The sequence below is a fragment of the Pseudoalteromonas ostreae genome (genome assembly GCF_018069805.1).
Lineage (GTDB): Bacteria > Pseudomonadota > Gammaproteobacteria > Enterobacterales > Alteromonadaceae > Pseudoalteromonas > Pseudoalteromonas ostreae.
This window is the reverse complement of sequence record NZ_JAGPYN010000003.1, coordinates 18,088-44,528: the sequence shown is the minus strand read 5'-3', so window position 1 is coordinate 44,528 and position 26,441 is coordinate 18,088. Positions and strand designations below refer to the sequence as shown.

Sequence of the window (26,441 nt, the reverse complement as noted above, 5' to 3'; positions counted from 1 at the left end):
ATTGAAGTGGACTATGCCCGCTCTTTGGCGCAAGCAAAAGGGATCAGTGTTGGACAACATTATGACGCGAGTATACTTGATATAAACTTACCTGATGGCAATGGCTTAGCGCTTGCTGAGCAGTGCGCTTGAAGATAAACTCGCTGCATTTGCAGCAGGGGCACTTGATTATTTAACCAAGCCACTTGCACTTGAAGAGTTAGCTGTAAGAATAAAATTACTTGCAAAAAAACACACGAATGAAACTATTTTATTTAGCCTTGACCCCCTAAGTATTGACCAATAAGCTAAAATAATATTCAAAATATAACCTTGTTCTGTGTTACTTATTTGCTTATTTACATATTCGTTGTATGGGTTTGTTCGTTTTAAGGCTGCCTATTTGCCATTTAATTTCGTCGCTACCTTTACTCTTATCAATCTCAACTCGCGCAATATCACTATACATAAAATCCCCGGGTACATTAAGCCGTGTTAAATTGTGTGATAATGGTTGCTGACAATAAGGGCCTGTATCACCGTGGATCACTAATACTGGCTTTTTTACTGTATTTGCAAACTCCGCCAAAGCATCGCGATACACTTTAAAACCATCACACCGTTCTGGCTGAGTTTTGCTGCATGCCGGTTGTGCTGTTTGATGGGTGTAAATATCAGCCTGAAAAGCAATCACATAACCTTTGGCTGTTGGATCTGCTTGCGCTAGCCAGTTAAGATTGTTGGCGTCTCTTGTATCAGCTTGTTGATAAGCAAATTGTTTATCACTTTTTAACACCTCTCGACGGCCATTGTGAGTGCCTGCAATATGCAGCGTTATAAACTCTACATCAGCGAACCGCCAACGCGCATTTTCACGCATGCTAGGCTGTTGTTGAAAATCAACTAAAGTATTCGCTTTTTCAAGGTATTTATCGTCAAACATCAAGGTTTTTAAAAATACCAAGCGCTCTAATTCATCATAACGAGGGGTTAGATTTTTTCGGTCGCAATCAGTCCATTCATTGTCGCCGGGGGTGTAAATAAATGGCTGCGTAGTTAAAGACGTTAGTAACTGTTTATTCTTCTCAAGCAACTCATTTTTGCAAGGCTCAGAACCAGATTTCATATCGCCAACATGGATCAAAAAAGCATGCTCAGTCGTTTTTATTTTTTTACCCAAAGCCCCTGTTGGCGCTAAATTTACTTCATCAAATGGGGTATATGGCATATCCCCCATCACCAAAAACGCATTACTGGACAGCGCCAAAGTCAAACCAATTAAACTAAACATCACCATCCCCTGTTGCGCAAATAGATCTTAAGCCCTCATAGTAACAAACAAATGAACATTTAAAAGAACGGCTTTTTGTGGTTAAGCTTGCTAAAATAACCGCACAGTAATCCTGAATTTGTAAATCATGTCATTTAGTACCACTTATACATTAGATAAACCTTATTTTTACGAATGTTTTGATGAATCTCTACCTTATAGTGCCCAAGCAAAACCCAAGTATGCACTGTTGGTATTGTTGATAAGTTTAGGACTGATCGCAATCTATGCGATGAATAAACATTATTTAGGTAATTTCTTAATTTTAGCAGCAGTGCTCGAGTGTGTTGCTTTTTATTATCGCAGGCCTTGGTGGGTAACTCGGCAAATGCTTAGTCGCGCATCTGGCTCTGAGGCAAGGCTAACTATTGATGAAAGCGGTTTTAAAAGCGAAAACCCGCATAAAAGCTATCAGCTAGCATGGCAAGATATTGATGAAGTAATTTTTACTGTTCGCGGTATTATTTTAAAAAGTCGTCGCGGTATGCAGTACGTATCAAACAGCGTACTCAATGATGAGATTATTGAATACATAAAAAAAAGAGCCACTAAATAGTGGCTCTTTCACATCAATTTAATTGATTAAGCATTACCCGGGTTCGGGTTAGACTTTTCAGCTTGAATACGCATGTAAATTTCTTCACGGTGTACCGAAACGTCTTTAGGTGCATTAACACCAATACGTACTTGATTTCCTTTAACACCTAGTACAGTGACAGTTACTTCGTCACCAATCATTAGGGTTTCACCTACTCGACGAGTTAGTATTAGCATTCTCTTGCTCCCGTATTCCAATAAATTAAAAGATTCCGCGTCTGTATATTAAAGAAAATAAGCCTTAATAGTAAGTAAAAACTCTAAATCGATTCATTTTCTGTTAAAAAAACTCTTTATAATGCGCTTATTGCCAATTCTAAGTATGTTTCATCTATTCAAACTGATATTTTAATATCAGATCTTGATACGTGTTTACGTTAATCTATAAAAACAAACTTACTACACGAGGATATGATTTCATAGTCACAGCCTCAATGGCGACTTTAGCAACTGAGCAACCAACAGAAATTTCTTTACTATTAATATAATGGTGGTTGTCATTTAATACTTCAAGTAGTTACTAAAATCTTTTCTGTGCACTATAACGATAGTCGATATAAGCATAGCCTATTTTTTCAAAGTTATGATTGATCTTAACTATTTGGACGCAGTTATAAAGAAAAAGTTTCAATAAAAATTAGTTTTATCATCGCTGTAGAGAATTAATTGGGATGGTTCAGAGTTTTTTCGTAATTCGGTAAATCCAGTGGCAATAAAAATGCGGTAGTGTGTATTTAGTAAGGTATGCCGTTTTAGCTATAAATTTAGGACGTGGCTTAGCTGTTAAAGTAGATTTAGAATAAACACTTTAGGAGACTCAATTGAGCCTCCTAACGTGTTAAATCAACTTTACGTACTGCGCTCTTAAGTACGCTCAGTTAACCAAGCGGTTACGCTATCAAGTGCTGTAGTTAAGTTTTGCGGCTCAGAGCCACCAGCTTGCGCCATATCAGGACGACCGCCGCCTTTACCACCAACTTGTGATGCCATGTGATTTACCAGCTCACCGGCTTTCACTTTGCCAGTTAAGTCTTTAGTCACACCAGCAATTAAGCTTACTTTGTCGCCATCAGCAACACCAAGTGCAATAACACCTGAGCCAATCTTGTTTTTAAGGTCATCAACCATACCGCGTAAGGCTTTTGATTCAGTGCCTTCAACGTTTGCCACAAGTAATTTAACACCGTTAATTTCAACAATTGAATCAATTAATGATGCACCCGCAGCACTGGCTAGCTTGTCGCTTAGCTGTGCTATTTGTTTTTCAAGACCTTTTGACTTCTCAAGCAAAGCAGTTACTTTTTCAAGTACTGATGCGCTGTCGCCTTTAACAAGAGCCGCTACGTCGTTTAGGTGTTGCTCTTGCTCACTTACATAAGCAATTGCATCAGCACCCGTTACCGCTTCAATACGACGCACACCGGCAGCAATACCGCTCTCAGAAACTATTTTAAATAAACCGATATCACCAGCACGATTTACGTGAGTACCACCGCACAGCTCTATAGAGTAATCACCAATAGTCACTACGCGAACTTCATCATCGTACTTCTCACCAAATAACGCCATTGCGCCTTTTTCTTTGGCGGCATCGATTGCCATCAGCTCAGTATTTAGTGCAAAGTTACGACGGATCTCGTCATTCACAACTCGCTCAATTTCACGTAGTTCAGCTTTCGTGACTGCTTCAAAATGCGAGAAGTCAAAACGTAAACGTTCAGGGTCTACGAGTGAACCTTTTTGCGACACATGATCGCCCAATAACTGACGTAGTGCTTCGTGTAAAATATGCGTCGCTGTATGATTCTTTTTAACACGATCACGGCGCGCATCATCAATGTTTGCGTCAACTTTATCATTCACACCAATGCGGCCCATCACTGTTCCGTGGTGCGCGAATGCATTACCAAGTTTAGTGGTGTTAGTAACTTTAAACTCACCACCAGCTACCGTTAATGTGCCGGTGTCGCCAACTTGGCCACCAGATTCAGCGTAAAACGGTGTGCGATCTAGTACCACAATGCCTTGTTGGCCATCTTCAAGTACTGATACAGCTTCACCTTGCGCGAACATTTCAATCACAGTGCCGCTATAGTGCGTTGCGTCATAGCCTTTAAAGTCAGTGTGTTTGTCAGACTTTAATTGCTGGTTATAATCAGCACCAAATTTACCAGCTTGTTGTGCTGTTTTACGCTGCACAGCCATGCACTCTTGGAAACCTTGCTCATCAATCGTCATAAAGCGCTCACGCGCTACATCTGCGGTTAAATCAGCTGGGAAACCATAGGTGTCATATAATTTGAATACCAATTCACCTGGGATCACATCGCCAGTTAAATCAGTTAGGCTTTCTTCTAAAATAGCTAAACCACGCTCAAGAGTTTTGCCAAACTGCTCTTCTTCAATACGCAGTACTTTTTCGATGATTTCTTGCTGTTTTGCAAGCTCTGGATACGCTTGACCCATTTGTTCGATTAGCGCAGCAACTAACTTATAGAAGAACGAACCTTGTGCGCCAAGCTTGTTACCATGGCGAACTGCGCGACGAATGATACGGCGCAGTACATAACCACGGCCTTCGTTTGATGGCATCACCCCATCAGAAATTAAAAACGCACATGAACGAATATGATCCGCCACGACGCGCAGTGATTTATCATCCATATCTTGTGCATTGGTAACTTCTGCAGCTGCTTTAATTAAGCCTTGGAATAAATCGATTTCGTAGTTTGAATGCACGCCTTGTAAAATTGCAGCAATGCGCTCAAGACCCATACCAGTATCAACAGACTGCTTAGGAAGTGGCTCCATCGTACCGTCGCTTTGACGGTTATACTGCATAAATACCAAGTTCCAAATTTCAATGAAACGGTCGCCATCTTCTTCAGGTGAGCCTGGAGGTCCACCCCAAATCTGTTCGCCATGATCATAAAAAATTTCAGAACATGGACCACACGGGCCAGTATCACCCATTGACCAGAAGTTATCTGAAGTAGCAATACGAATAATGCGATCTTCAGGCAAACCAATTTCGTTAGCCCAATAACCAAATGCTTCTTCATCATCATGATAGATAGTAACGAGCAGTTTTTCTTTCGGCAGTTTTACAACGTCAGTCAAAAACTCCCACGCAAACTTAATCGCGTCTTGCTTAAAGTAATCACCAAAGCTGAAGTTACCTAACATTTCGAAAAATGTATGGTGGCGTGCTGTGTAGCCTACATTTTCTAAATCGTTATGCTTACCACCGGCACGCACACAACGTTGTGAGCTAGTTGCGCGGTTATAAGGGCGGCTTTCGCCGCCTAAAAATACATCTTTAAATTGCACCATGCCGGCGTTATTAAATAATAACGTCGCATCGTTACCCGGAATAAGCGAGCTTGATGGAACAATTTGGTGTTGTTTAGAGGCAAAAAAATCTAAAAACTGTTGCCTGATCTGTGCGGTAGTCATGTGCTGCATGTGAACGTCTCACCCATTTTTACTGTGCTTGCATTGCAAAATCTATTTGTTCGTAACTGAACCCTCGATACATTAAGTAGCGCACGCGCTTAGCTTTTTCTTTGTGATCGAAGTCGTCCTGTGAATTTGAATACTTCTTTAAATACGCATCCTGCGCTAACCCAAACCAATCAATTTCGAATGATTCAATCACACTTTCTAACAGTGCTCGGTCAATCCTTTTGCCCATGGCTTCGCTTTGAATACGTTTTAAGCCATGTTTTTTAGCAATGTGGCGACGTACAAAACCTTCAACATAACGCTGCTCATTTATAAAATTGTGTTCTTCACACCAATCTAATAAAGCTTCGATAAATTCAGGCGTCGCCTCTTTTTGCTGTAATTTTTGGGTTAACTCTCGACGCGAATATTCTTGGCGCCCGAGTAACCAAAGTACATAATTTTTTAACTTCTTTTGTAATGCTTCATCCATTTCTTCAGCCATTATGCGTCAAAACGACCGCTTTGATCATTATGCTGCGGCGCAACAGGCTCTGCCCCTGCAGGCGGCACGATCGGCATAAAAATAGCTTGATAAGAAACAAAAAAGCTAATGTAACAAATTGGCATTAAAACCAACAGCGGCAAGAATGATAAGAACATTGAAAGCATCATCAAACCTGCTGCAATTGCCCCATATATACTCAATGGTGCCATGTTGTGGTAAAACACCAACAGTGAGCTTTTAAGCACCTCAAAAATGCGTTTTTGCTGATTAAAATAAACCAATGGCACAGCATAAGAAAAAGCCGTTAAATAAACAGATAACGCAATTAAAAACAGCACAACATTTGCCATCGAGATGCTATCTATAACTTGCTGCAAAGCAATGTTAGGGTCGACACTCGGGTTACTCATAATTTCAACAGCTTCAGTAAATAAGCCACCTGCTAACAAGGCCATTAGCACACCTGCCGCCATTTGATAAAGCGCTAAACGTAACAGCCCCATACGATTACCCTTGGCGGTAAACGGCTTTAGGATATCGGCTAACATAATTTTGCCGCCTTGCTGTTTGGTGATCACCGCTTGATAAAACCCTGCAGTTAAAAATGGCGTGGCGATGGCTGCTATAATTTGTAAAAAAGGTAAAAATAGCGATAGTAAACCAATAATACCTATAAATAAGTGCATAAAAATAAAGGTAAAAGGCTGAGTTTTAAAAATAAGCCACCCTGCTTTAAACCATTTTAGCCCTGCATCGGCCTTAAATACTCGTAATTCAATTGACATACTTGCTCTTAAATTAACAACAAAACACGCCGAGTATAACTCGGCGTTGGATGGGATTACATAGACGACAGCTTAAAATTACGGTTTTTTAATCTTCTTTATATCTAACATATGCGCACCATGCTTAATTTTCGTCTCTAGGTATGCTTTATTGCCCGCTAAACCAGCTTTAATGTGTGCATGCGTGCCAACCACTGATTCAACTTCAATACCTGCATCTTTCAAGGCATTAAGCTTTTTAGGATTATTGGTCATCAGCTTTACATGAGCCAACCCCATCGCTTCTAGCATTAATACCGCGTCAGAAAAGTCACGTAAGTCATCAGCAAAGCCCAAATGATTATTTGCTTCATAGGTATTCATACCTTGCGATTGCAATACATAGGCGTCAATTTTATTGTATAAACCAATACCACGCCCTTCTTGGCGTAAATAAAGTAAAATACCACCTTGTTGATGCATCATTTCAATACATTCGTTGAGTTGTTCACCACAATCACACCGTGATGAATGAAATACATCACCGGTTAAACATTCAGAATGCATACGAATAAGCGGCACAGACTGCTCACTATCCGCATTATTAAATACCAAAGCAACATGCTCTTGGCCATCTTTTAAACCGCTGAATGATACGATCTCTGCGGGTATACCACTGTTTTTGCCAACATTTAGCTGGACTCTAGCTCTTACTTGCGCCACGACAAATCCAAATTTTAAAAAGTAATGCGATGCATTGAATTGTGATATTATCACAAATAAATCAGCGTTGAAAATAATGCAATATCGCAATAAGTGATCACTACATTGAGGCGATAGCCAACAATTCAAGTATTATACATGAGATACTTGATTGGCTACATTGCCAATTGAACCTCAGCTAACCTTGATATTTACTTTTCTACTTAAGTAAAAGCTTTAAATCAATTAAGTATCTTCGATAGCTGCTACTATACTATTTGGTAACTTACGATAAGCAAATACAATCGAGCGCGTTATAGGGTTATTTAAGCTGATAGGGATATACTTTAAATCACACTCTTTTTGAATGTATGATTCAGGTATAACTGCTACACCAAAACCTAATTTTACAAGGCTTTGCAGCTGAGAGTCATGAATAGCTTTACCTTGGTAAGTGATCAATATGTTCTCATCACTTATAAGCCTTTCAAATGCTTTTCGATTAGTGCAGTAAGGCCTTTCAATAAAGGCTAGCCCTTGTAACTCATTCAAGCTCACTGTTTTATTTTTCGCTAAGGGGTGATCTTTACGTACAATCAGTTTATAACCTTCTTGATTTAGCCTTCTAAACTTAAACTGTGGTGATAACAATTGCTCATCAACAATTGCTATTTGCGCTTGTTCAATAACATCAACGATGAATAAATTAACATCTATAGGTGTATTTTTTATCCGCTCTAGAATACAAGCGTAACGTTCGATATTTATATCAGGCTGCACATAAAGATATAATTCATGCATATTGTTAGGTATAAAAGCTTCCTGTAACTGCCTGTTTTGTAATAGTAAGTCACTCGCAAGCTTGTAAAGTTTATGGCCATCAGCTGTAGGACTTATTCCACGCTTACTTCGTTCAAATAACTTAACCCCCAAACTTATTTCCAGTGTTTTAATCGCATGAGTAACTGAAGGCTGAGCAATGAAACATCGCGATGCAGCAGCAGTAATCGACCCTTCTTCATATGCAGCAATAAAGTAATTTAATGGCCTAACCTCTATCACACAATTTACCTATAGATTAATAATATAAACAATATTATACCTATAACAATAAATTTGCTAATTTCAGTTAAGAAGACAATACAATTAATCACAAGGACTAAAAAAATGATTGAACGCTATAGTGATATTGCAATTCATAAACTTTTAAACTTATTCGAAAAAGAAGATATGGCATTACTAGATTTAATCGCTGACGATATTAATCTACGAATAGATCACTATAAAGATGATACTGATATCGATTGGCAACAATGCTGTGATAAAGCAGGTTTTATCACTGTATTAACCCGTTTAGGTACTGATATCTTTCCCAAAGGAACTCACATCATGGGGCTAGAATCTCAGGCTTTAGGAAACGATTGGTATATAACCATCTTTGACCAATTATTTTGGTATGGTGAAGAAGAGCAGCACGTTAAAAGCCGCACTTATATTGTTTCTCATGAACAAGCAGGGAAAGTAGATTACTTTCGCGAAACCGTAAGTAACCTCGAAAGATCGGATATTTAATGATAAATGTACATATATATCAATGTGAGTTAATCACGCTAAAAATCATAATGTTCTAAAGCTGAATAAACCACCATGGGTAGTATTGGTGGTTTTTCAAATTACCAACAATATTACTATTTCCAACCTTGTAACCAATTAGCGGTGCTATAAGAGGGATTAAATAGCCAGTTACATCGAATAACTTAACATGTATTACAAGGTAGAGGTAGGCTTTAATTTATCACTAAAGCCTATTTAAGCTATATGCAATTATTAAAATTCGTAACTAATACTCACACCACCATCAGCGCGTTTTTCATTACTATCGCTGCCTTCGCCATAACCTAATTCAAAACGAACGCGCCAACCGCCTTCATTTAAACCACGAAAAAGGTAACTATAGCTCACGCCTACACCATTGATCGTTTCTTGATCAAACGGAGCTACTAGTGCACAGGCTAGAATATTACCCAATTCGCCACTAAGACTGTCATCATCAGTATTCGGACACTCACGATCATAATGTCTCACACCTATGGCGCCAACAACCAAACCTAATGCATGCTTTTTGTTGTTCGTTAGCGCATGTTCAAACCCGACAGAAAAACCATCATCTAAGCCTATGTTATAGTTTGCATACCAGCGCTGTGTGCCTTGCGCTGCTGATAATGATACCTCAGGTATAACAAAATAAGGGTAACCCCCACCGATTGAAAAATTAACATCGTTTGCATTAGATGTAAAAGTACATACTGTTAATAAAGCACCTAAACAAAGCTTACTTAATGTCATTGAAGTTCCTGTAAAGTTATTGGTTATTAAGCAAACGCCACTTTACACACTTTAGAAATAGAAAAGCAACTAAAATTGCTTCAAAATAGTCTCTTTATAGTCATCTGCATTCAGCGCGACATTAAACTGCGCCGCCACATTATCAAGCTCCGTTTGCTTGATTGCCAACTCATCCATAGTGATGGTGTTATCGTCTAGTTGCCATAATAACCGCGAGCCCGCATAACTATAATGAATTGCTAACAATGCCTGAGGATTTCCTTCTCGCCCCGCCGCTTTTAATTTTGCCATTTTACGGGTGATTTTATTCAATGCTTGTTTCAGATCCCACACATACACCACTTCGGTCATATAATCATGCGTGCGGTATTTATTCAGCGCCCAGCCAATTGTTAGGCTAGTAATAACTACACCAATTAAATTCCAATGAAAATGACTGCCACTTTCATCAGGGAATAACGCGATTAGTAGTTGTGAGATTGCTAAACTGCCAATAGCCAACGCCAAGCCGCAGCCAATAATAACGCGGTTTAAATGCTTACGATAACGAGCTTTATCAATTTGAATAAGTTGCATAACTACCTAATAAAATAAAAACCAAAATTCTCAGCCGCCATTGTAACCAATGCCCATAAGCAAACACGAAACTTTTTAAAAATATTTCACCCCTTTTTAATCTAGCGCACGTTTTAGTGATGAATACCACTTAACTTATCGAGGATTTGCTTATGCAAACAGTAGCTTTACCACACACTAATCATGCTTTAAAAACATCAACGGCCATTGTTGGCGGTGCAGCCATGACCTTTGCGGCATTTGCATTTATGCAGTACTTAATTAGTGGCGAGCAACGCGCGCCAAGCTTTATTGATGACAGCATCATTGTAGAAATATTCCAAGCACCAGAAGATTCTAAAGTGCAGCACAAGCAAACCTTGCCGCCGCCACCTAAAATGCAAACGCCGCCTAAAGTGCCGCCGCGTACACCGCCAAGTACTGATACTAATATAGTAACAACCGCAATAACGCCAGATATAAATATTGATAAAATAGGTGGCGATATAAAAGCTAACTTACAGCGACCAACCGGTGATGCGACCCCAATAGTACGTATAAATCCTAAATACCCGCCCATTGCCGCACGAGAAGGCATTGAAGGCTGGGTACAATTAAGCTTTAATGTATCTCAAACCGGTGAAGTAATAGATGCACAAGTTACTGACGCAGAACCAAAACGCATTTTCGACCGTGAAGCACTACGGGCAATTAAACGCTGGAAATACCGCCCAAAAGTGATTGATGGCGTAGCACAAATGCAAACGGGGCAAAGCGTACAACTTGATTTTAAGTTAGACCAAACGCAATAAAAGCTCATTAACGGATAAGGTTGCCTATGCTTACAAGCTTAAAGTCATGGTTTATTAGTCAGCCCAGTAACGACTACTTGGCTGACTACGCAAAAAGTGGCGACAATCGCCACTTAACTAAACTCGTTACCTTGTTTGGCAACGATTTGTATCATTACTTAGTCACGCAAAGTAATGAGCAACTCGCCTTTGATATAAGCCAACAAACATGGTTAAAAGTGATGGAAAAACGCCATTATTATCAACCGCAAGACAACCCGAAAGCCTGGTTGTTCCGCCTCGCCCGTAATGCGTTAATCGATGAGTTTCGTAAACAACAGCGTTTTGTAGAATTAGCAGACGATACTGCAATTGCAGCACCTAATACTCAGCAAAGCTTTGATTACTAAGCCTTTAACCGCTTTTTAATGCAACTTTCAGATAGCGCAGCAAACAAAAAGCCGACTCGATTTTTATTACCCCTGCAAATGACCGGCCTCGCCTGCGCTTTAGCGGTACTGGGCTTTACCGTGTTTACCACAACAAATAACACCACAGAACAACAAGACACACTTAACAACACCTTTGCCGCACAGCAAAGCAATTACCACTTTATTGAGGTTCACCAAGTAGATAATGCAGGCAGTTATTCAAGTGAGATCACCCGCCAAAAACAACAACTCGATGACAAACTCGCCGCCGACCTGCGCCTACACCAACAGCGCTATATTGAATACGGCCAATTAGTCAAAGTAGATAACGACTGGTACATCGCCAGCTGTCACAGCGAAGTACTCATTCAAATAAAAGACTCGCTATTAAATAACTTAAAAACCAAACACGCCGTAGCGAGCGATATTGTAAAAGGCGACATGCTCGCCATGGCCCACAACAGCCAAGGCCAGATCATAGCGCTTAAACATGCAGGAGATGGGGTTAAGGTTTGTAGGGGGTAATAATATTTTGCATTAGCAGCCTATGTACAATCAGTCAAAGTATTTATGGATGGATAAATACAATTTATGCACTTGGATATAAATACTTAGACGCCCTCAGTACAAAAGTTTAATTTACTAAATAACTGCAATTATCTCTTTATTACTTTACAATATGGATGTATACGGAAAAATTGATAAGAGTTCTTAGGCTGCTTTGCAAGCTCAGGGATAGTCCAATAATATCTAAGCCACTGTACGCAAATTATAATATTCAAGCACACTAATATCCGAGTGACGTAAAATAAAGGTTCAAGGCATTACAGATGATTGAAGCATATGATGTAGTTGATAGTGAAAACCAAGATGATCTTGAGTTAAACTTTCACCCGCACCCAATGGGAACTGATACTGAGGTCCGCATTGCAAAGGATAATTACAGTGTGTTTGAATTACTACGTAGAGAAGATAAAGGATTATTAGTACTTTCACCTGATTTCCAGCGTAAAGAAGTTTGGAATGAACAGCGACAATCAGAGTTAATTGAATCTATTTTAATGGGAATTCCTATACCCGTTATTTATTTATTCGAAAATGAAAATGGTGTACGTCAAATTATTGATGGAAAACAGCGTACCACCGCGCTAAAACGTTTTATTCAAAATAAATATGCGTTAAAGCACCTCAGTATGTTACCTAAACTAAATGGTAAATATTTTAGAGATATTGAGCCAGTATTACAGGCTAAACTAGAAGACTATCAAATTAATGTCTACATTATTCAGCCACCAACACCAGAGTATGTAAAGTTTAATATTTTTGAAAGAGTAAACCGTGGTGGAATGAATCTTAATAAACAAGAAATGCGGCACGCTCTATATCAAGGTAAGTCAACAACGCTGATTAAAAATCTTGCTGAATCTATAGAATTTAAATCTGCAACAGGTGGGGGAGTAAATAACGATAGGATGAGAGATCGATATCTAGTTCTTCGTTTTGTAGCTTTTTACCTTTATATTCAAGGGAAGTTGCCCGAAAAAGTTCAATTTCGTTCTGATATAGACTCTTTTTTAGCATCAGTAATGAAGTTTATTAATTCCACCCAGTCAGATAATTTAATTGATGAGGTTAGAAAGTGGTGTTTAACCGGAATGCAGAGAGTAAATGAGGTCATAGGTCCTGAGGCATATAGGTTCGAACCTAAATCTAAAGGCGGTAATCGTCGTCCAATAAATATGGGATTATTTGAAATGCTAACATATGCATTTTGTTATGTAGATCCTAACAAAATAAATAGATATGAAGCTCTTGAACTTGTTAAAAAATACAAAAAAGATATTGATAGTGAAGGATATTTTTCAGGTTCTATGGATACATTAGATTTTATTCGAATACGATTTGACACCGCTAGAGACATCGCAAAAGGTCTTAATCATGCTTAAAGAAATACAAGTAAAAAACTTAAAAAGTATAAATGATTCCAAATTAAAATTAGCACCTTTAACAATTCTAACTGGAACTAACTCCTCAGGTAAATCGACTATAATCCAAGGAATCATGCTGCTAATCAAAAACAGTATAATTAGTAACCGTTACAGTATGGAGGATTTAACTCGTTACCTTAATGACTTCTCAGCTATACGAAATAAAAAAAATAATGCAAAGTTTATAAATATCAATGCTATTGACTCCAATGAAAAGCAGCATTTTATCAATATTACAGCTGATGGCATTAAAACTTCCAGTCAACTTACTTATCAATATGAATTACCATCTATAAATGATGAAAAAGAACTATTTTACTTGAGTGCGAATAGAGTTGGGGCACAAGACTTCGTACCCTTATCCGAAAGAAAGGTCGGCTATTTAGGAGAATTCCTTTTTTCTACATTTGATAAAGTAAAAGGTTACATACTTCCTGAAGCTCTACTCAAGTTCGATGGCTCAAAAACTATTTCCTATCAAGTTGGGATGTGGTTAACTTACATTACAGACTCAACTACGGAACTGATAACTGAAAAAGTTAGTGACCAAGTAAAAGTGTCATTTAAGGTAAAAGATTTAGATAGTAATTTATCTCCTTTTAATTTAGGCGCGGGAATGAGTTACCTCGCTAAAGTAATCATCATTTGCCTTGTAGCTAAAAAAGGCGACCTGGTACTACTTGAAAACCCAGAGGTTCAACTTCACCCAAAGGCGCAAGCAAAACTAGGTGTGTTCATATCATTTATAGCCAGTAAAGGTGCTCAATTAATTGTTGAAACTCACTGTGAACATTTAATAAACAAAGTTGCGTATGAAATTTATGAAGACAAAATAAATAGTGAAGATGTAGTTATACATTATAAAAGTAATGTTGATGAGGATTTTGAAACAATTCTTTTTGATTCGAATGGTGAATTTAACGATTCTTTTGGAAATATTATTACCTTCCCCACAGGCTTTTTTGACGCCACTTTATTTGACTTAATGAAAATGAGATAAGCGATGTCTGAAAAAATGGTTCTCAGTACATCTTTACTTATTGCTTACGAAAATATGGCTTCAAATCCTCGCCTGTATCATAAAAAATACAAGCGACTGATGAAAGTACTTTCACTTCCATATAAAACGAATAAAAAGCAATTAATTGAAGCCAAAGTTCAAGGATTAAACGACAATACTTATCAACGTTTGTTGCCTCAGTTACAGCATGCAGCTGACAGAGACTACTCTCTAGACATACTAGCCACAAACACCCAATTTAAAGTTATATTAACTGAGGAAGAAAATGTAACACTTCCTTATGTATATTATCGTTCTCCATTCCTTTCAAATCAGTTAACCATAAATCTCACTCCCACAGAAAGCAGAGAACAGGTTAGAAAATATTTACAACTACTGTGTTCTAACGCAACAAAAGTGACTATTTGTGATAACTATTTTGCTGAAGGGTGGGAATCTACGCAAAGCCTATTCATATCAATATTACCTAAGCATTCATTAAAAATAGAGTATGTAGAAACACCAGATTCAATTAATGCTGTAAAGAATAGCAGTAAAATGACTAATGACTTCGTTCAGGAGATTCATGAGCAATGGTCTATCTCCGTAAGCCCGTTATATCATGGTTCGCATGACAGGTATCTACTAATTGAGTCACCTCAAGGTACTCTTGAAGTAATGATTTCTAGTGGATTTACCCATTTATGGAAAGCAAACCCAAAAGAAATTACCTGTATAATCAAAGTGATAGAAAAACCATAATTTTTTCACTTTATACTCGTACTATCTAATACATTTAATTGGTACAGGGCTGAATGGGACAAGGTTTTGACTTTGGGATAATAAAGCTCTTTGCTATACTGAAATCCAAACCATAAATTAAACAACCTCACCTTGAAAAACTACATTTCACCAATATTTCAAATTGTTACCTGCATTTCATAGCTATTTCTCTTTTAACTAAATACACCTAGGGCTATAATACATTTATAAAATCTGTCTTTTTTCCAAGCTCAAATACAAATCTCACATTTAACACACCCACCCCGTCATCACGCCCTGAAAATAAATAATTGATGAGTAATATCGCGCATGGCAGGATTTTGTTCCCGACAAATCCTAAGTACCTACATCCATGTAGGCAATGCGCGATAAAGCGTGACTTCGCCATAGGTCAAAAGCGCAGCTATGAACGAGAGACCATGGATAGTCAAACTGGAGAGCGTACATGGATGTGAAAGTTGGCGAAAAAACGGCGCTTACATTCACATCAATTATGCTTTGAAGGAAATAGCGTGATTCCCGTCGCAGGTTAAGCCCAAAGGCAGCAGCGCCCCCCGATTTTGCTGTCGTGCCAGCGCGACAAACCTTGAATAAGGTTTGTTTAAACAGTTAGCGAGTTTGAAAGCGACAAGTTAGCAAGCAATGACCAAAAGTTACACGCGCCAGCAAGCTTAGCTGCTACGATAGTTAACTCTATCACTGGTGTTAAACCCTTGGTGGCTAAAGCCATCTCCTACTTCCCCAATATTTAACCTCTGTGTAGCGCAGCGCCTCTGTGTTCTCAGTGGTGAAAATTCACTTTTTTCGCCCTAAAGGGCGACCTAAAATATAAAGTGGCTAGGCTCTAGGAAGTGACTAGGTACTAGGATTGTTCCGTAGTTCGTCGCCCGCCGCACGAAGCCATAGCCACGCGCGCCAGCAAGCTTAGCGCCTTCGGCGGTGAACTTATCACTGATGCAAAACCCTTCGTGGCTAAAGCCATCTCCTACAACAAATGTTAACCTCGGTGCAGCGCGAAGCGAGTCTGTGCCCTTTGTGGTGAAATTCACTTTTACTCCTCCTACAATTTAAACCAAGCCCGTTGGGTTTCGTTGCACTCTACCCAACCTACAATCACATGCGCCAGCAAGCCCAGCGCCTACCGTGGTTAACTCTATCACTGGTGCTAAATCATTCGTGGCTGAAGCCATCTCCTGCAGAAAGTCTTGGGAGAGTTAAGCGACATACCGATTTAGCTCACAACTGCCAAGGCTAGATCATCGTGCTCAAACATGTAGGGGGTGGGATTAAGATATGTAGGGGCAAGCTGAATATTTACCAGAAATCACCCTTCACAATATTAAGATTTTTTTCTGCAAAGAAACTTAAATAGCCATTAAAATATCGAGCAAAGTCAATCACAGCGCCAGTTGTTAAGTTTTTCAACGAGAAACTCATCTACTTGCTTATGAATATGAATATTGACATAGTCCAAATCAAAGCTTAAGACTGTATTATTAACTTTAAGCTGTCTTAAACAGCTGTAGCCTTTATTCTGCTCCCCACTACCATCAAGCATGCAACTTCCCCAGAACTCATAATTGCTGCCTACTTTTTGATATGCATTCCAATTGTATTCACTAAGGTCTTCAAAATATATTCCAGCAAGCTCACTAGCCCTCAACTCATTTGTATTGGTTGGATTTAATGTTATTTCATTATGTGACAAATTAACTTGAATATTATGTTGGTACTTACCAAATAATGGGTCAGGGGTGAACGCTTTAAATGCACTCACTTCTTTAGCTACTGTTTCCCCAGAAAAGAATAACGTTGGTCCATAATCAGTTGCACTATCAAAGTTTTTATCTAGGCTTGAAGTCCCGCTAGCTAATGTTGCCGGTGTCAATTGAACGTTTGGCAAACAATACCCTTGCCAGCTAAATTTATCCTCAGTACACCCTGCGAGAAACAGTATAAAAAAAAGTATGGCTAAAGGCTTAATCATTGGGCTGGTCTCTGGTAATTATTAGCATTATCACAATCATGACAATATAGATCACCATATAGCTGGAATTCTGCATCATTTGGTACACTATCTAGCCAAGTGCCACCATAAAAGTTAGGTGGAATATTAAACCTCTTAAATGCATCATGATGATAATCAGCCATTTGTTTTAAACTAAGTAACCCTCTTATTTGGCCAATGTTACCAGCCTGATAATCATGCTGTACATATTTAATATGCTGCTTAGCAACCTCTAAACCAACTTTTTTAATCATCTGTCTCATTTCAACGAAGGACCCCCTAAATCCGCCTCGCTCTAATCCAACAGCTAAATTTACGACTGTTGAACGGGCCATAAACTCCCAATAACCAAAACCTTTGTTATTCCAAAATACTGCTGAACCTTGACGGATCTCTCTTTTCAAATTGTCGACATCTGAAACCCATAAAGCATACAACCGGATCTCCTTTACGTAATCGGCTAAGCCAAAAGCCTTCTAAGTTTTCGGCTAGAAAAAGAGCTCTTTCTTGGGGAGTTATAGAAAGGTTTGAGTCAGACATTACTTAGTTCCTTGTATTAAAATATCCATTTTTATGATTAATAACGTATCTTTATCAATACATTATGTCAACCCTCTGGCTCTGCTTATATACTTATACTTGATCGGAATAAAGATATATAGATTCAGGTCTTGCATCTTGCCAAGCTCAAACACAAATCTCACGTTTAACACCCTTCCCCCGTCATCACGCCCTGAAAATAAGTAGTTGATGAGTAATATCGCGCATGGCAGGATTTTGTTCCCGACAAATCCTAAGTACCTACATCCATGTAGGCCATGGGTGAAAAGCGTAGCTTTGAACGAGAGGCCATGGATGGCCGAACTGGGGAGCGTACATGGATGTGTAAGTTGTGGATGTGTAAGTTGGCCTATCTTCGCCGTTTACTCACATCAATTACGCATTGAAGGATTAAGCGTGATGCTCGGGTGGAAAATATTCGCGGCTAAAGCCTGCTCCTACAGAGAGTCCAGGAGTGGCCAGCGGAAGCCCCTATGGTGGTTAACCCTAACATTGGTGTTAAATCATTCGCGGCTAAAGCCAACTAAAGCCAACTCCTGCAGAAAGTCTTGGGAGAGTTAAGCGGCATACCGATTTAGCTCACAACTGCCAAGGCTAGACATCGTGCTCAAACATGTAGGGGGGAAGGATTAAGATGTGTAGGGGCAAGCTGAATATTTACCAGGGCAAGAGCATGAAAAAAGGCTATGAATTCAATGTCTTTCAAGGTAAGCTGTACTGCGCATAGCTTTATTCTGTTTTGCAGGCATCCCTTTATTAAAACTTGTTTCTGCTTTTAGCTGATTAAATGCAATGTGCCTCAGTCCTGCAAATACTGGGGCTGCGCCTTCACACCTTATTCGGCACTCATCCTCTTTAAATCCGACATCTAAACGCCAATGTAATCCATTCTCTATTTGCCAATGTTGCCGTGCTGACCTCGCGAGCTCTTCCGCCGATAAATACGCTGAACTGATATAGTACCTATAACATAACTCATTGCTTATTTTACCTTTTTCTTTTTTGTAAGAAACTATAACTCCCACTGTCTTTGCATCTTTCCAGCCGCGAGGGTCATCTATTGACTCGAAATATTTAAATAGCTGTATATCAGGCACGAGGAATTCCTTAAAAAAGTGCTCAGCTTAAAATGAATATCTAAAATAAGTTAAATTTTCACATCCAACTTAATTAATCAGTTCATTTTATATAAAACATTGAGAACCTAGGTTTTTAATACCTTTTCTTTTGGGACTACAATATAATAAAGCAACATGACACAGTTCAGCCCTGGTATCAATCCAAATATAATTGCGTGTAAAGTATTTTTATTTTTACTTTTAGCAAAAAAATAACATAAAGTAACAAGAATAATCATCTGTAATGGAATAACTAAGCTTAGTACATTTAACTCACCATTTCTTACCATCTCAAAAATATTCATAACTTTCCTATTATTCAACTGAAGTAGATATCTCAGTAATTCTAACTCTTCCGCCAGTACTACCAACTCTAACAACCCTAATTTCAATCCCTCGAGAAGCTAATTCATTATTAAATGTATATTCCCCATTAAAGCTACGACCAAAATCAGCTATTGGAATACCATCTTTATTTCTAGAAGAATTAGGTACATAAGAAAACTTTAGATCTCCTATTTGAAAACGTTCAACTTTAAATCTTGCTGTTGACTGGTCAGAAAAAACAAATTGAACTTGTATGCCTGTAAATATATCAAGAGAAACTCCAATCTGACCGGCTGTGTCGAGAGCAATCCTTGCCCAATAACTAACTGAATAATTATCATGATACCAATCATCGAATAAATCACGGTTTGTTTCATTCCTCCCTATATCATAAGCGCTTTTAAAACCACTATTTTCTGGAACAACAATCCCCCTTTTACCCATTCTGGAGTGTTCAAAAATTTTCAACTTAGAAAGTTCACCAACTTGACTAACTAGTTGAGCCGATGGTGTATGAGAGTATATTTGAGTATTTAAAGAAGGCTCATGACCACCTTTAAAAATCCATTTCGATTTAACCTTTAACGAATGAATTTTATTATCTGTTGGGTTAATTACATTAATATTTCCATCAAACCCAGCATTAGATGAATTAGCTAAATATTCAGCTTTAGTTATAATTTTTTGTACATAACTACTTGTTGATGAACAGTTGCAACGTTGCAACAACACAAAGGAAACACACAAGTAACACACAAGCGACACATGGTCAACATTTTGTTATGTATCGTATACAAGGTAAGATCGTTACCGCATCTTTAAGTTGTTAGCGGATGTGATAACAGGTGTTAAATTTAAAGACGGAGAAAGAATAATACAAAGTCAAGCAGAGCATCAAGGTGAGCTCATACACCGGATTTGACAATAACTCACAACAGCAAGCAAACTGGTGTTGTTGGTTGGGAAGCTTTATGGAAAGGTTGGTTTTTACTGAGCCAAATGTAGAAGGCGCTCGATTCATGCAAGCGCAACAACAGGAGATGTGATCAAGAGACAGGTGTCAGGATAGTTGTCGCCTCTAATATACTTGAGGCGACAACTAACTTGAAAAACTCCGAAACACCCACGCCCTGATATTTTGAGGGCTTTTTTTGTTGTCGTTCACAGGTTACGAAAGTCGCTTTTTTACAATCCTTCTTATTTATTCGTCAATAAAATAGCTAGTAGTTATTTATCGATTTGGAACTATTATGAAAAGAGCGGATTATTATAATATTGAGCCTGAGCTAGTTAGCTACTTGATTAATCAAGAAACTCTAATTAAACAAAAGGTCGAAGCAAGCTTTGGGTTAACAATTTGGGAGCTAGTGAAGTTAAGAGCGTCACAGTTAAACCAATGCGCGTATTGTTTGTCCATGCATAGCAAACAAGCACTGGAGTATGGTGAGAGCATTAACCGCATTATTGCCCTTAGTGCTTGGCAAGACGCGCCTCTTTATAATGATAAAGAGCGGGCTGCATTAGCGCTTTGCGAAAAATTGACACTGTCGCAGAGCATTGATGATGGCTTTTACCAAACACTTTCAGCATTATTTGATCAACCAAGTTTAGTTACCCTCACCGTAGCAATTAATGCTATAAATAGTTGGAATCGTATAGTCAAAATGTTTAAACCGACAGTCGAGTTTAATGAACGATAAACTATTACTTGAGCTTTACAGTCCTACGGGCGATATCGCTGATTATGTACAAGCAATTTGGTTTGCTAGCGCCCAATTTTCAGGGGAGAATTGGCTCCCCTGCGATGGCGCTAAGGGCGTTATATTTTTGATTTCTGGGCAGCTTAACTTAGCTGGCAAACCATTGAATCCCCCCTATTTAATGCAAACCACCTCTACTCAATCAGAAAAAGTAACGTTTACCGCTGGTTCCATTTTTTGTGGGATCCGGTTTAGGCCCGCAGGGCTTGCTCACTTAGAAAAGGTTAATCATTCCCTTGTTGCCCCAGCCACTTTAACGGGTATTGCACAAGCGCTTGATCAATATGCTAACTTAGATTCGTTTATTGATTTATTGTCGGCGCACCTCAATGCACCAAAAATTCACCACCAAGCAATTGAGTACACACAAAAACTGATCCATAAAATAATCAATCTTACCCCACTCAATACCGCTTATGAGCATACCCCTAAAGGTAAGCGGCAATTAGAGCGCTATGTTAAAAACACCTGTGGCATCACTGCCAAACACCTAGCACGCATTTACAGAGTCAGGCAGGCTAAACAACTTATCAAAGCAAACCCACAGCTAAGCTTGGCACAACTCGCCATTGATTGTGGGTTTGCCGATCAATCTCACCTAAACAACGAGTTCAACGCTATTTTACAAATAACCCCAGCCAAATATAAAAAGTTAATCCATCAGTGAAATAGTTAACTATGCTATTAATATCTATAAAATACTTCCTTTGATGCAGTCCTGTTACTAAATATAGTGCTGGATTTTCCATAAACGTAGCCTTGCACAAGCTAAAAACTGAGCCATGTTTACTTCATAAAATCAGGTAAACCTATGTTGATAGTTTTATCGTTAATAGCCTGCTCATTTAAAAACTGTTTTATAACGTCTGTCACTTCCGGTGAGCTCATAAATAAATTGTGCCCAGCATTTTCAATTGTTACTTTTGTCAGCGCACTTAAACCAGATGTTGCTTCATATTGACTGGCTAAATAGGTGCGACCGTCCAATGTGCCCGAAAGCAGTAACGTTGGCACATTGTTGACAGGATCAGCACGAAAAGAATCCCCTAAATCTAGCCCCTTAACTTGGTTATTTAACTGCGGCATAGGAAAGTTAAGCATTAAACCTAATAAACTGGTTTTCGCCTGTTTTTCTACTAAGGCTAGCCGATCTGCCGTTATTCCTGATGCAATATCCATAGCAAAAGGCATGGCCTCAAAGCTAATTTGGTTATCATCAAAATATCCTCGTGCAAGTAAGTCATTAAGTATTTCTAAATTCCCTTCATCAAGTGTTTTATAGAGCTTAAGTAATACACTGACATAACGCTGCGGATCAGCAATCATACCTGAGGCTAACATTTGCAAATGATGCTTTTTAAATAACATAGTATTACCCGATGCAGCTTTACTTTGTAGGGTCACTCGAATCGGGTTATCGAGTAGCCGTTGATGTACACGAGCAATTAACCCTTTAATATCTGGATAGTGTTTAGCTGCTTCTGGTTGTGTATCAATAGCATTTTGTAATCGGCTAAAGTATGCATCCGTTTGCGCGGGCAGCTTAACTGTTTGATTCAGCCCTTCGGCACTAGCGATCACCACTTTATCTATTTTTTCAGGGAATAGCTTCATCGCAGTTAAAGCAAGATGACTACCATATGAAATACCCCATAGTGTTACTTTTTCAGCCTTAAGGTGCTGACGTAAATCATTTAAGTCATGAGCACTTTCAACAGAATTATACCCTAATAAGTCTATTCCCTTGCTCTGCCAAAAAGCACGACATTGTTTTGCAGCCAGTTTGTAAAGTGCGACTATATCGTCAATTGAATGTGCAGTATTAAAAGGCATATGTTGATCTGAATAACAGGTAGGTGTGTCTTTCGATTGCCCAGTGCCTCTTTGATCCAAAGCGATCACATCACCATGCTCGCGAAGCGCCATAAAGAGTGGAAACCTAAAGTTTGGGTATTTAGCTGTATCAATACCAGATCCACCAGGCCCCCCTGATAAATAAATTATTGGCGAACCAACCTTATTTGCAGTTGCAGGAAAACGTACATAGTGTACTTTTATATTTCTGCTCTGCTGATTAGCACGGTTTTCTGGAACAGTTATATAACCACTAAACGCATTTGTTTGAATGCCATCCATTGTTTCAAAAACAATAGCTTCCTCATTACTGTAGCTATACTGCTTTTGTGACTGCTCATTCGCCATCACTGACATTGTAATTAAAACAAAAATGCAGCCCGTCAATTTTACTGTATTAGCGACTCTATTTTTAAGCATAATAATAATCCTCGTTGTTTTACTTAGATTCAATTAAACTTATTTAACATGATAAGTGCATCTTAAAGCCGACAAATGGCATTGATTTTTAAGATAAAATCGTTAAACGGTAGCATATTTTCGATAAACGGTAGGAAACGTTTTGCAACATTTAAGTATTAGAATAACAATTTATATTTTTCTCAGCTTTTTGTCGGGAATTTTATCCGCACCGGGCGTATTCGCGAAAGAATGGATTAGTATTGATACTGAATCAGTCATTAGTTGCCCTACACAAATTGTCAGTTATGCTGCAGTAGATTTTGATGATTCACAATGTGAGACGCTTAATTTTTATCAGGTGAACCCACAGAATTCGCATATTTGGATAAAAGCTAATTTACGCCTTGAACAACAATATTTAGATTTAAAACAAGCAAACGCATTTTTTCTTTTCGCTAAAGCCTCTAGTGAAGTTTATTTTAATGGCATAAAAATCGGTCAAAATGGTACGCCGCACAACATCCCTGAACAAGAATTTGTAGGGAAAATGGATGCTAAGTTTTATCTGCCTGAGCATCTATTAAAACTGGGGAATAATGAAATTGTAATAAACCTATCTTCCCACCATGGTTACCTAACCTTATCATCGCCAATGCATTTTGCTGGTATTGGTGAATACGCCGCTAGCACACACTTTTTCCAACAAAACATGCTGCTTTCAGTTTTAATATTGGGCATTTTATTAGTGGGTATTGTTTACTTAGCAGCGCTCGGACTTCACTCGGCTGAGGTTAGAATTACTTTTCTAATGGTGTTTTTTGTTTTAATTCAATTGTCTTTAGAGCTTTCAAGAGGTTTATTCAATTATTATTATCCATTTCAAGATCTTAGACTGCTGTTAGTGGTTACTTGCGCGCTCGGTTATGGAGCATGCTTAATATGGTTTTTTTTCATAAAGCTTCACATTAAACAGCCTACTTATTATTTAATTTTATCAACTGCCATCACTCTGTTTATTGTTTGGTTACTACCTTGGTATGATATTAAAACCGTCATAGCGGTTTTAATACCTGCCGCAATTATTACAGTGCTGCTTGGCTGGCATTGCTTCAAACTACAAAGAACAGAATTAATACCTTATTTTATTATTTTTGTGCTGTTCGATGTTATCGCCCTTTTAACGTTACCCACATTCCATAATATATTATTTTACTGCATTATCACTGCACTTATGATCGCGCTATTTATCAAACAGGCGCAAGAGTTAGTGGCCTACAAAGTGGCACTAAACAGTGAGCGTGATGAAGTGGCTAAGTTAAAATTTAGCTTGGCACAAAAACAACAACGCCACTGCCCACCAAAACTTACACTCAATAGCGCAGGCAAAACAGAGCACCTCGCAACCGAGCAGATTATTTTTTGTAAAGCTGCGGGGGACTACGTAGAAATACACCTAACGGAGAATAGACAACGCTTGTATAGCGGCAGCTTAAAAGGCTTAGCAGAGGAACTTCCCAATACATTTATGAAAGTTCATCGCTCTTATATTGTTAACTTGGATTATATTGATGAACTTAACTCTTCATGCAACAAAACAGCAAACAACAATCTACAACAAATACATTTATTGGTGCAGCAACATAAAATACCTGTCAGTCGCCGCTTATTACCTCACGTTCGTGAAATAATTCGAAATAGCTGAATCTCAATTGCATTTAGCTTATGGCAATCTACAAAAAAGCCTGCAAATTTGCAGGCTTTTCGCTAACTAGCTAACTTTGCTCTCGCAAGCTCGCTAACTCTCTACAACACAATAATACTGGTAATGAGGTAGGCCACAAAGGTTAAGCCACCCGCGAATAATGCATACGGCATTTGTGTTTTAACGTGAGTGAGTAAGTCACAGCCGGAGGCTATGGCTGACACCGCACTGGTATCTGATATTGGCGAGCAATGATCGCCAAATACGCCGCCCCCTAAAATTGCCGCAATCACTAATGACGGCGGTAAACCAAGCGCTTGAATTAATGGCACACCAATCGGGATAAGTATTGCAAACGTGCCCCATGAGGTGCCTGTAGTGAACGAGATCACTCCACCGGTAACAAACAACACAGGCACAACTAAATAGATAGGTAAGTAATCGCCCACTAAGCCTGCCACAAATACGCCCGTGCCTAAATCTTTTAAGCTAGCACCTAAAGTAAGCGATAGTAGTACGATAGCCACTAATGGCAATAATTCTCCCATGCCTTTAAAACCAATATCAACCAGTTTATGATGGGTAAATTGACGAGAGCTTACCATTAATAAGTAGGCGACAACGCAAGCTAAAATAGTGGCATACAATACCGACTTAGAGCCACTGCCGCTGGCAATATCACCATTACCTGACCAATACATAAAGCCGACCATGCTACCTATTAAAGTAAGTAAAGGAACCAGCATATAACGTGCTTTGGTGCCCTTTACTTCTTCTTGTAGCTCTGTTTGTTGATGATCTAATTGCTCTTCAGCCTTTTTAAGCGAGCCGTGTACTTTATCAAACGAGATAGTGTAAAACACAATGAGTAAGGTGATGATGGCATAAAAGTTATAACCTATGCTGCCCCATAACACCGAGACTGCCGACTCTGACAGTTCATAATTACCAAGCAAGCCAAGTATGTATGCCCCCCAGCCATTAAGTAAAATCAAAATACACACAGGTGCACTGGTACTATCGATAATGTACGCTAAGCGAGCACGGCTCATTTTAAATTTATCGAATAAACCCCGCGATAAAATACCCGCAGTCAGTACACTTAAGTTAGATTCTATAAATACCGCAATGCCTGAAAACATGGTTAAATAACCCACTTGGCGTTTACTCTTTGCCACACCTTTGTTCATCAACACATTTACTGTTGCAGCCACACCGCCCGATTCTCGTATGTAAGCAAGTAATGCACCGATTAAGATACTAAAAATGAGGATACGACTATTACCTGGCGAACTTGCTACGCTCACCACGCGCTCTATGGTATTTATAAATGTATTAAAAAGTGTATTACCGTTACCTTGCAAGGCCAGCAAAAACTCTGAAGAAACAACAGCGACGAGTAGCGCCATAATGACTTCTTTGCGCCAAAATACGATCAAAATCGCAATTAGTGGCGGTAAAATTGAATACCAAGACATACTGTAACCTTTT

At 38.8% G+C, this 26,441-nt stretch carries 29 protein-coding genes and 1 pseudogene; 13 read left to right on the top strand and 17 right to left on the bottom strand.

The window, feature by feature from the left end; translation table 11 throughout:
• Positions 1–6 precede the first annotated feature (6 nt).
• Together J7338_RS20915 and J7338_RS02750 are read left to right on the top strand one after the other, a co-directional pair.
• Positions 7–132 (top strand): response regulator, encoded by a 126-nt coding sequence (locus J7338_RS20915; protein WP_267459576.1) that lies wholly within the window; start codon positions 7–9, stop codon positions 130–132.
• Positions 113–286, top strand: a complete 174-nt coding sequence (locus J7338_RS02750; RefSeq protein ID WP_210795414.1) for a response regulator transcription factor — start codon at positions 113–115, stop codon at positions 284–286. Before J7338_RS20915 ends, J7338_RS02750 begins: the two co-directional genes overlap by 20 nt.
• Before the next feature lie 48 nt (positions 287–334).
• On the opposite strand, the gene J7338_RS02745 is transcribed toward J7338_RS02750, so the two are convergent.
• On the bottom strand, positions 335–1,270 hold the full coding sequence (locus tag J7338_RS02745) for a hypothetical protein (RefSeq protein WP_210795412.1): 936 nt from the start codon (positions 1,268–1,270) through the stop codon (positions 335–337).
• Between the two features lie 127 nt (positions 1,271–1,397).
• On the opposite strand from J7338_RS02745, the gene J7338_RS02740 reads away from it, so the two are divergent.
• The gene (locus tag J7338_RS02740; protein WP_210795410.1) at positions 1,398–1,865 is read left to right on the top strand and encodes a YcxB family protein; all 468 of its coding nucleotides are present in this window, start codon (positions 1,398–1,400) and stop codon (positions 1,863–1,865) included.
• Between the two features lie 26 nt (positions 1,866–1,891).
• Here the strand turns inward: J7338_RS02740 and csrA are convergent, their stop codons facing one another.
• The 6 genes from csrA to J7338_RS02710 all read right to left on the bottom strand — a co-directional run bounded on the left by csrA (position 1,892) and on the right by J7338_RS02710 (position 8,386).
• On the bottom strand, positions 1,892–2,083 hold the full coding sequence (gene csrA / locus J7338_RS02735) for a carbon storage regulator CsrA (RefSeq protein WP_004587515.1): 192 nt from the start codon (positions 2,081–2,083) through the stop codon (positions 1,892–1,894).
• Between the two features lie 687 nt (positions 2,084–2,770).
• Positions 2,771–5,371: an alanine--tRNA ligase gene (alaS, locus tag J7338_RS02730; RefSeq protein WP_210795409.1), complete on the bottom strand. Its 2,601-nt coding sequence runs from the start codon at positions 5,369–5,371 to the stop codon at positions 2,771–2,773.
• Between the two features lie 19 nt (positions 5,372–5,390).
• Complete coding sequence (locus tag J7338_RS02725) at positions 5,391–5,843, bottom strand: regulatory protein RecX (RefSeq protein ID WP_182718042.1); 453 nt, start codon at positions 5,841–5,843, stop codon at positions 5,391–5,393.
• A gap of 11 nt (positions 5,844–5,854) precedes the next feature.
• Entirely contained in the window at positions 5,855–6,643 is a 789-nt protein-coding gene (locus J7338_RS02720; RefSeq protein ID WP_210795407.1) for a BPSS1780 family membrane protein, read from the bottom strand.
• A 78-nt stretch (positions 6,644–6,721) separates the two neighbouring features.
• Positions 6,722–7,345 carry a GTP cyclohydrolase II gene (locus J7338_RS02715; RefSeq protein ID WP_210795405.1) on the bottom strand — a complete coding sequence of 208 codons (624 nt, stop codon included), beginning with the start codon at positions 7,343–7,345 and terminating at the stop codon, positions 6,722–6,724.
• A 225-nt stretch (positions 7,346–7,570) separates the two neighbouring features.
• Positions 7,571–8,386 carry a LysR family transcriptional regulator gene (locus J7338_RS02710; RefSeq protein WP_210795403.1) on the bottom strand — a complete coding sequence of 272 codons (816 nt, stop codon included), beginning with the start codon at positions 8,384–8,386 and terminating at the stop codon, positions 7,571–7,573.
• Positions 8,387–8,491: 105 nt separating this feature from the next.
• Between J7338_RS02710 and J7338_RS02705 the strand changes: the two genes are divergently transcribed.
• Entirely contained in the window at positions 8,492–8,896 is a 405-nt protein-coding gene (locus J7338_RS02705) for a hypothetical protein (RefSeq protein WP_210795401.1), read from the top strand.
• A gap of 255 nt (positions 8,897–9,151) precedes the next feature.
• On the opposite strand, the gene J7338_RS02700 is transcribed toward J7338_RS02705, so the two are convergent.
• Positions 9,152–9,670: a hypothetical protein gene (locus tag J7338_RS02700; RefSeq protein ID WP_210795399.1), complete on the bottom strand. Its 519-nt coding sequence runs from the start codon at positions 9,668–9,670 to the stop codon at positions 9,152–9,154.
• Positions 9,671–9,739: 69 nt separating this feature from the next.
• Complete coding sequence (locus J7338_RS02695) at positions 9,740–10,246, bottom strand: DUF3087 domain-containing protein (RefSeq protein ID WP_210795397.1); 507 nt, start codon at positions 10,244–10,246, stop codon at positions 9,740–9,742.
• 152 nt (positions 10,247–10,398) lie between these two features.
• Here J7338_RS02695 and J7338_RS02690 point away from each other — a divergent pair, with 152 nt between their 5' ends.
• From J7338_RS02690 to J7338_RS02665, 6 genes and pseudogenes are all read left to right on the top strand, one after another.
• The gene (locus tag J7338_RS02690; RefSeq protein ID WP_210795395.1) at positions 10,399–11,037 is read left to right on the top strand and encodes an energy transducer TonB; all 639 of its coding nucleotides are present in this window, start codon (positions 10,399–10,401) and stop codon (positions 11,035–11,037) included.
• A gap of 26 nt (positions 11,038–11,063) precedes the next feature.
• Positions 11,064–11,420 (top strand): annotated as a pseudogene (locus tag J7338_RS02685) (RNA polymerase sigma factor); the annotation flags it as partial.
• A gap of 24 nt (positions 11,421–11,444) precedes the next feature.
• Positions 11,445–11,972 (top strand): hypothetical protein, encoded by a 528-nt coding sequence (locus J7338_RS02680; RefSeq protein ID WP_228732904.1) that lies wholly within the window; start codon positions 11,445–11,447, stop codon positions 11,970–11,972.
• A 305-nt stretch (positions 11,973–12,277) separates the two neighbouring features.
• Positions 12,278–13,393: a DUF262 domain-containing protein gene (locus J7338_RS02675; RefSeq protein WP_210795393.1), complete on the top strand. Its 1,116-nt coding sequence runs from the start codon at positions 12,278–12,280 to the stop codon at positions 13,391–13,393.
• Positions 13,386–14,435, top strand: a complete 1,050-nt coding sequence (locus tag J7338_RS02670; RefSeq protein ID WP_210795391.1) for an AAA family ATPase — start codon at positions 13,386–13,388, stop codon at positions 14,433–14,435. Before J7338_RS02675 ends, J7338_RS02670 begins: the two co-directional genes overlap by 8 nt.
• Positions 14,436–14,438: 3 nt before the next feature.
• Positions 14,439–15,197 (top strand): hypothetical protein, encoded by a 759-nt coding sequence (locus tag J7338_RS02665; RefSeq protein WP_210795389.1) that lies wholly within the window; start codon positions 14,439–14,441, stop codon positions 15,195–15,197.
• An 842-nt stretch (positions 15,198–16,039) separates the two neighbouring features.
• On the opposite strand, the gene J7338_RS02660 is transcribed toward J7338_RS02665, so the two are convergent.
• The 6 genes from J7338_RS02660 to J7338_RS02635 all read right to left on the bottom strand — a co-directional run bounded on the left by J7338_RS02660 (position 16,040) and on the right by J7338_RS02635 (position 19,964).
• Positions 16,040–16,267, bottom strand: a complete 228-nt coding sequence (locus J7338_RS02660; RefSeq protein WP_210795387.1) for a hypothetical protein — start codon at positions 16,265–16,267, stop codon at positions 16,040–16,042.
• A gap of 344 nt (positions 16,268–16,611) precedes the next feature.
• Complete coding sequence (locus J7338_RS02655) at positions 16,612–17,205, bottom strand: hypothetical protein (RefSeq protein ID WP_210795385.1); 594 nt, start codon at positions 17,203–17,205, stop codon at positions 16,612–16,614.
• Positions 17,202–17,663: a hypothetical protein gene (locus J7338_RS02650; RefSeq protein ID WP_215908995.1), complete on the bottom strand. Its 462-nt coding sequence runs from the start codon at positions 17,661–17,663 to the stop codon at positions 17,202–17,204. The genes J7338_RS02655 and J7338_RS02650 overlap by 4 nt, the downstream gene beginning before the upstream one ends.
• A gap of 816 nt (positions 17,664–18,479) precedes the next feature.
• Complete coding sequence (locus J7338_RS02645) at positions 18,480–18,884, bottom strand: ISAs1 family transposase (RefSeq protein WP_210795383.1); 405 nt, start codon at positions 18,882–18,884, stop codon at positions 18,480–18,482.
• 107 nt (positions 18,885–18,991) lie between these two features.
• Positions 18,992–19,210, bottom strand: a complete 219-nt coding sequence (locus J7338_RS02640) for a hypothetical protein (RefSeq protein ID WP_210795381.1) — start codon at positions 19,208–19,210, stop codon at positions 18,992–18,994.
• A gap of 10 nt (positions 19,211–19,220) precedes the next feature.
• Complete coding sequence (locus J7338_RS02635; RefSeq protein ID WP_210795379.1) at positions 19,221–19,964, bottom strand: hypothetical protein; 744 nt, start codon at positions 19,962–19,964, stop codon at positions 19,221–19,223.
• A 518-nt stretch (positions 19,965–20,482) separates the two neighbouring features.
• Between J7338_RS02635 and J7338_RS02630 the strand changes: the two genes are divergently transcribed.
• Together J7338_RS02630 and J7338_RS02625 are read left to right on the top strand one after the other, a co-directional pair.
• A complete protein-coding gene (locus J7338_RS02630) occupies positions 20,483–20,932 on the top strand; it encodes a carboxymuconolactone decarboxylase family protein (RefSeq protein ID WP_210795377.1) in 450 nt (149 codons plus the stop codon).
• Positions 20,922–21,659, top strand: coding sequence for a helix-turn-helix domain-containing protein (locus J7338_RS02625; RefSeq protein ID WP_210795375.1), 738 nt, complete (start codon positions 20,922–20,924; stop codon positions 21,657–21,659). The genes J7338_RS02630 and J7338_RS02625 overlap by 11 nt, the downstream gene beginning before the upstream one ends.
• Before the next feature lie 119 nt (positions 21,660–21,778).
• On the opposite strand, the gene J7338_RS02620 is transcribed toward J7338_RS02625, so the two are convergent.
• The gene (locus J7338_RS02620; RefSeq protein WP_210795373.1) at positions 21,779–23,266 is read right to left on the bottom strand and encodes an alpha/beta fold hydrolase; all 1,488 of its coding nucleotides are present in this window, start codon (positions 23,264–23,266) and stop codon (positions 21,779–21,781) included.
• 142 nt (positions 23,267–23,408) lie between these two features.
• Between J7338_RS02620 and J7338_RS02615 the strand changes: the two genes are divergently transcribed.
• A complete protein-coding gene (locus J7338_RS02615; protein WP_210795371.1) occupies positions 23,409–24,950 on the top strand; it encodes a LytTR family DNA-binding domain-containing protein in 1,542 nt (513 codons plus the stop codon).
• Between the two features lie 101 nt (positions 24,951–25,051).
• On the opposite strand, the gene J7338_RS02610 is transcribed toward J7338_RS02615, so the two are convergent.
• Entirely contained in the window at positions 25,052–26,428 is a 1,377-nt protein-coding gene (locus J7338_RS02610) for a Na+/H+ antiporter NhaC family protein (RefSeq protein WP_210795369.1), read from the bottom strand.
• Positions 26,429–26,441 lie beyond the last annotated feature (13 nt).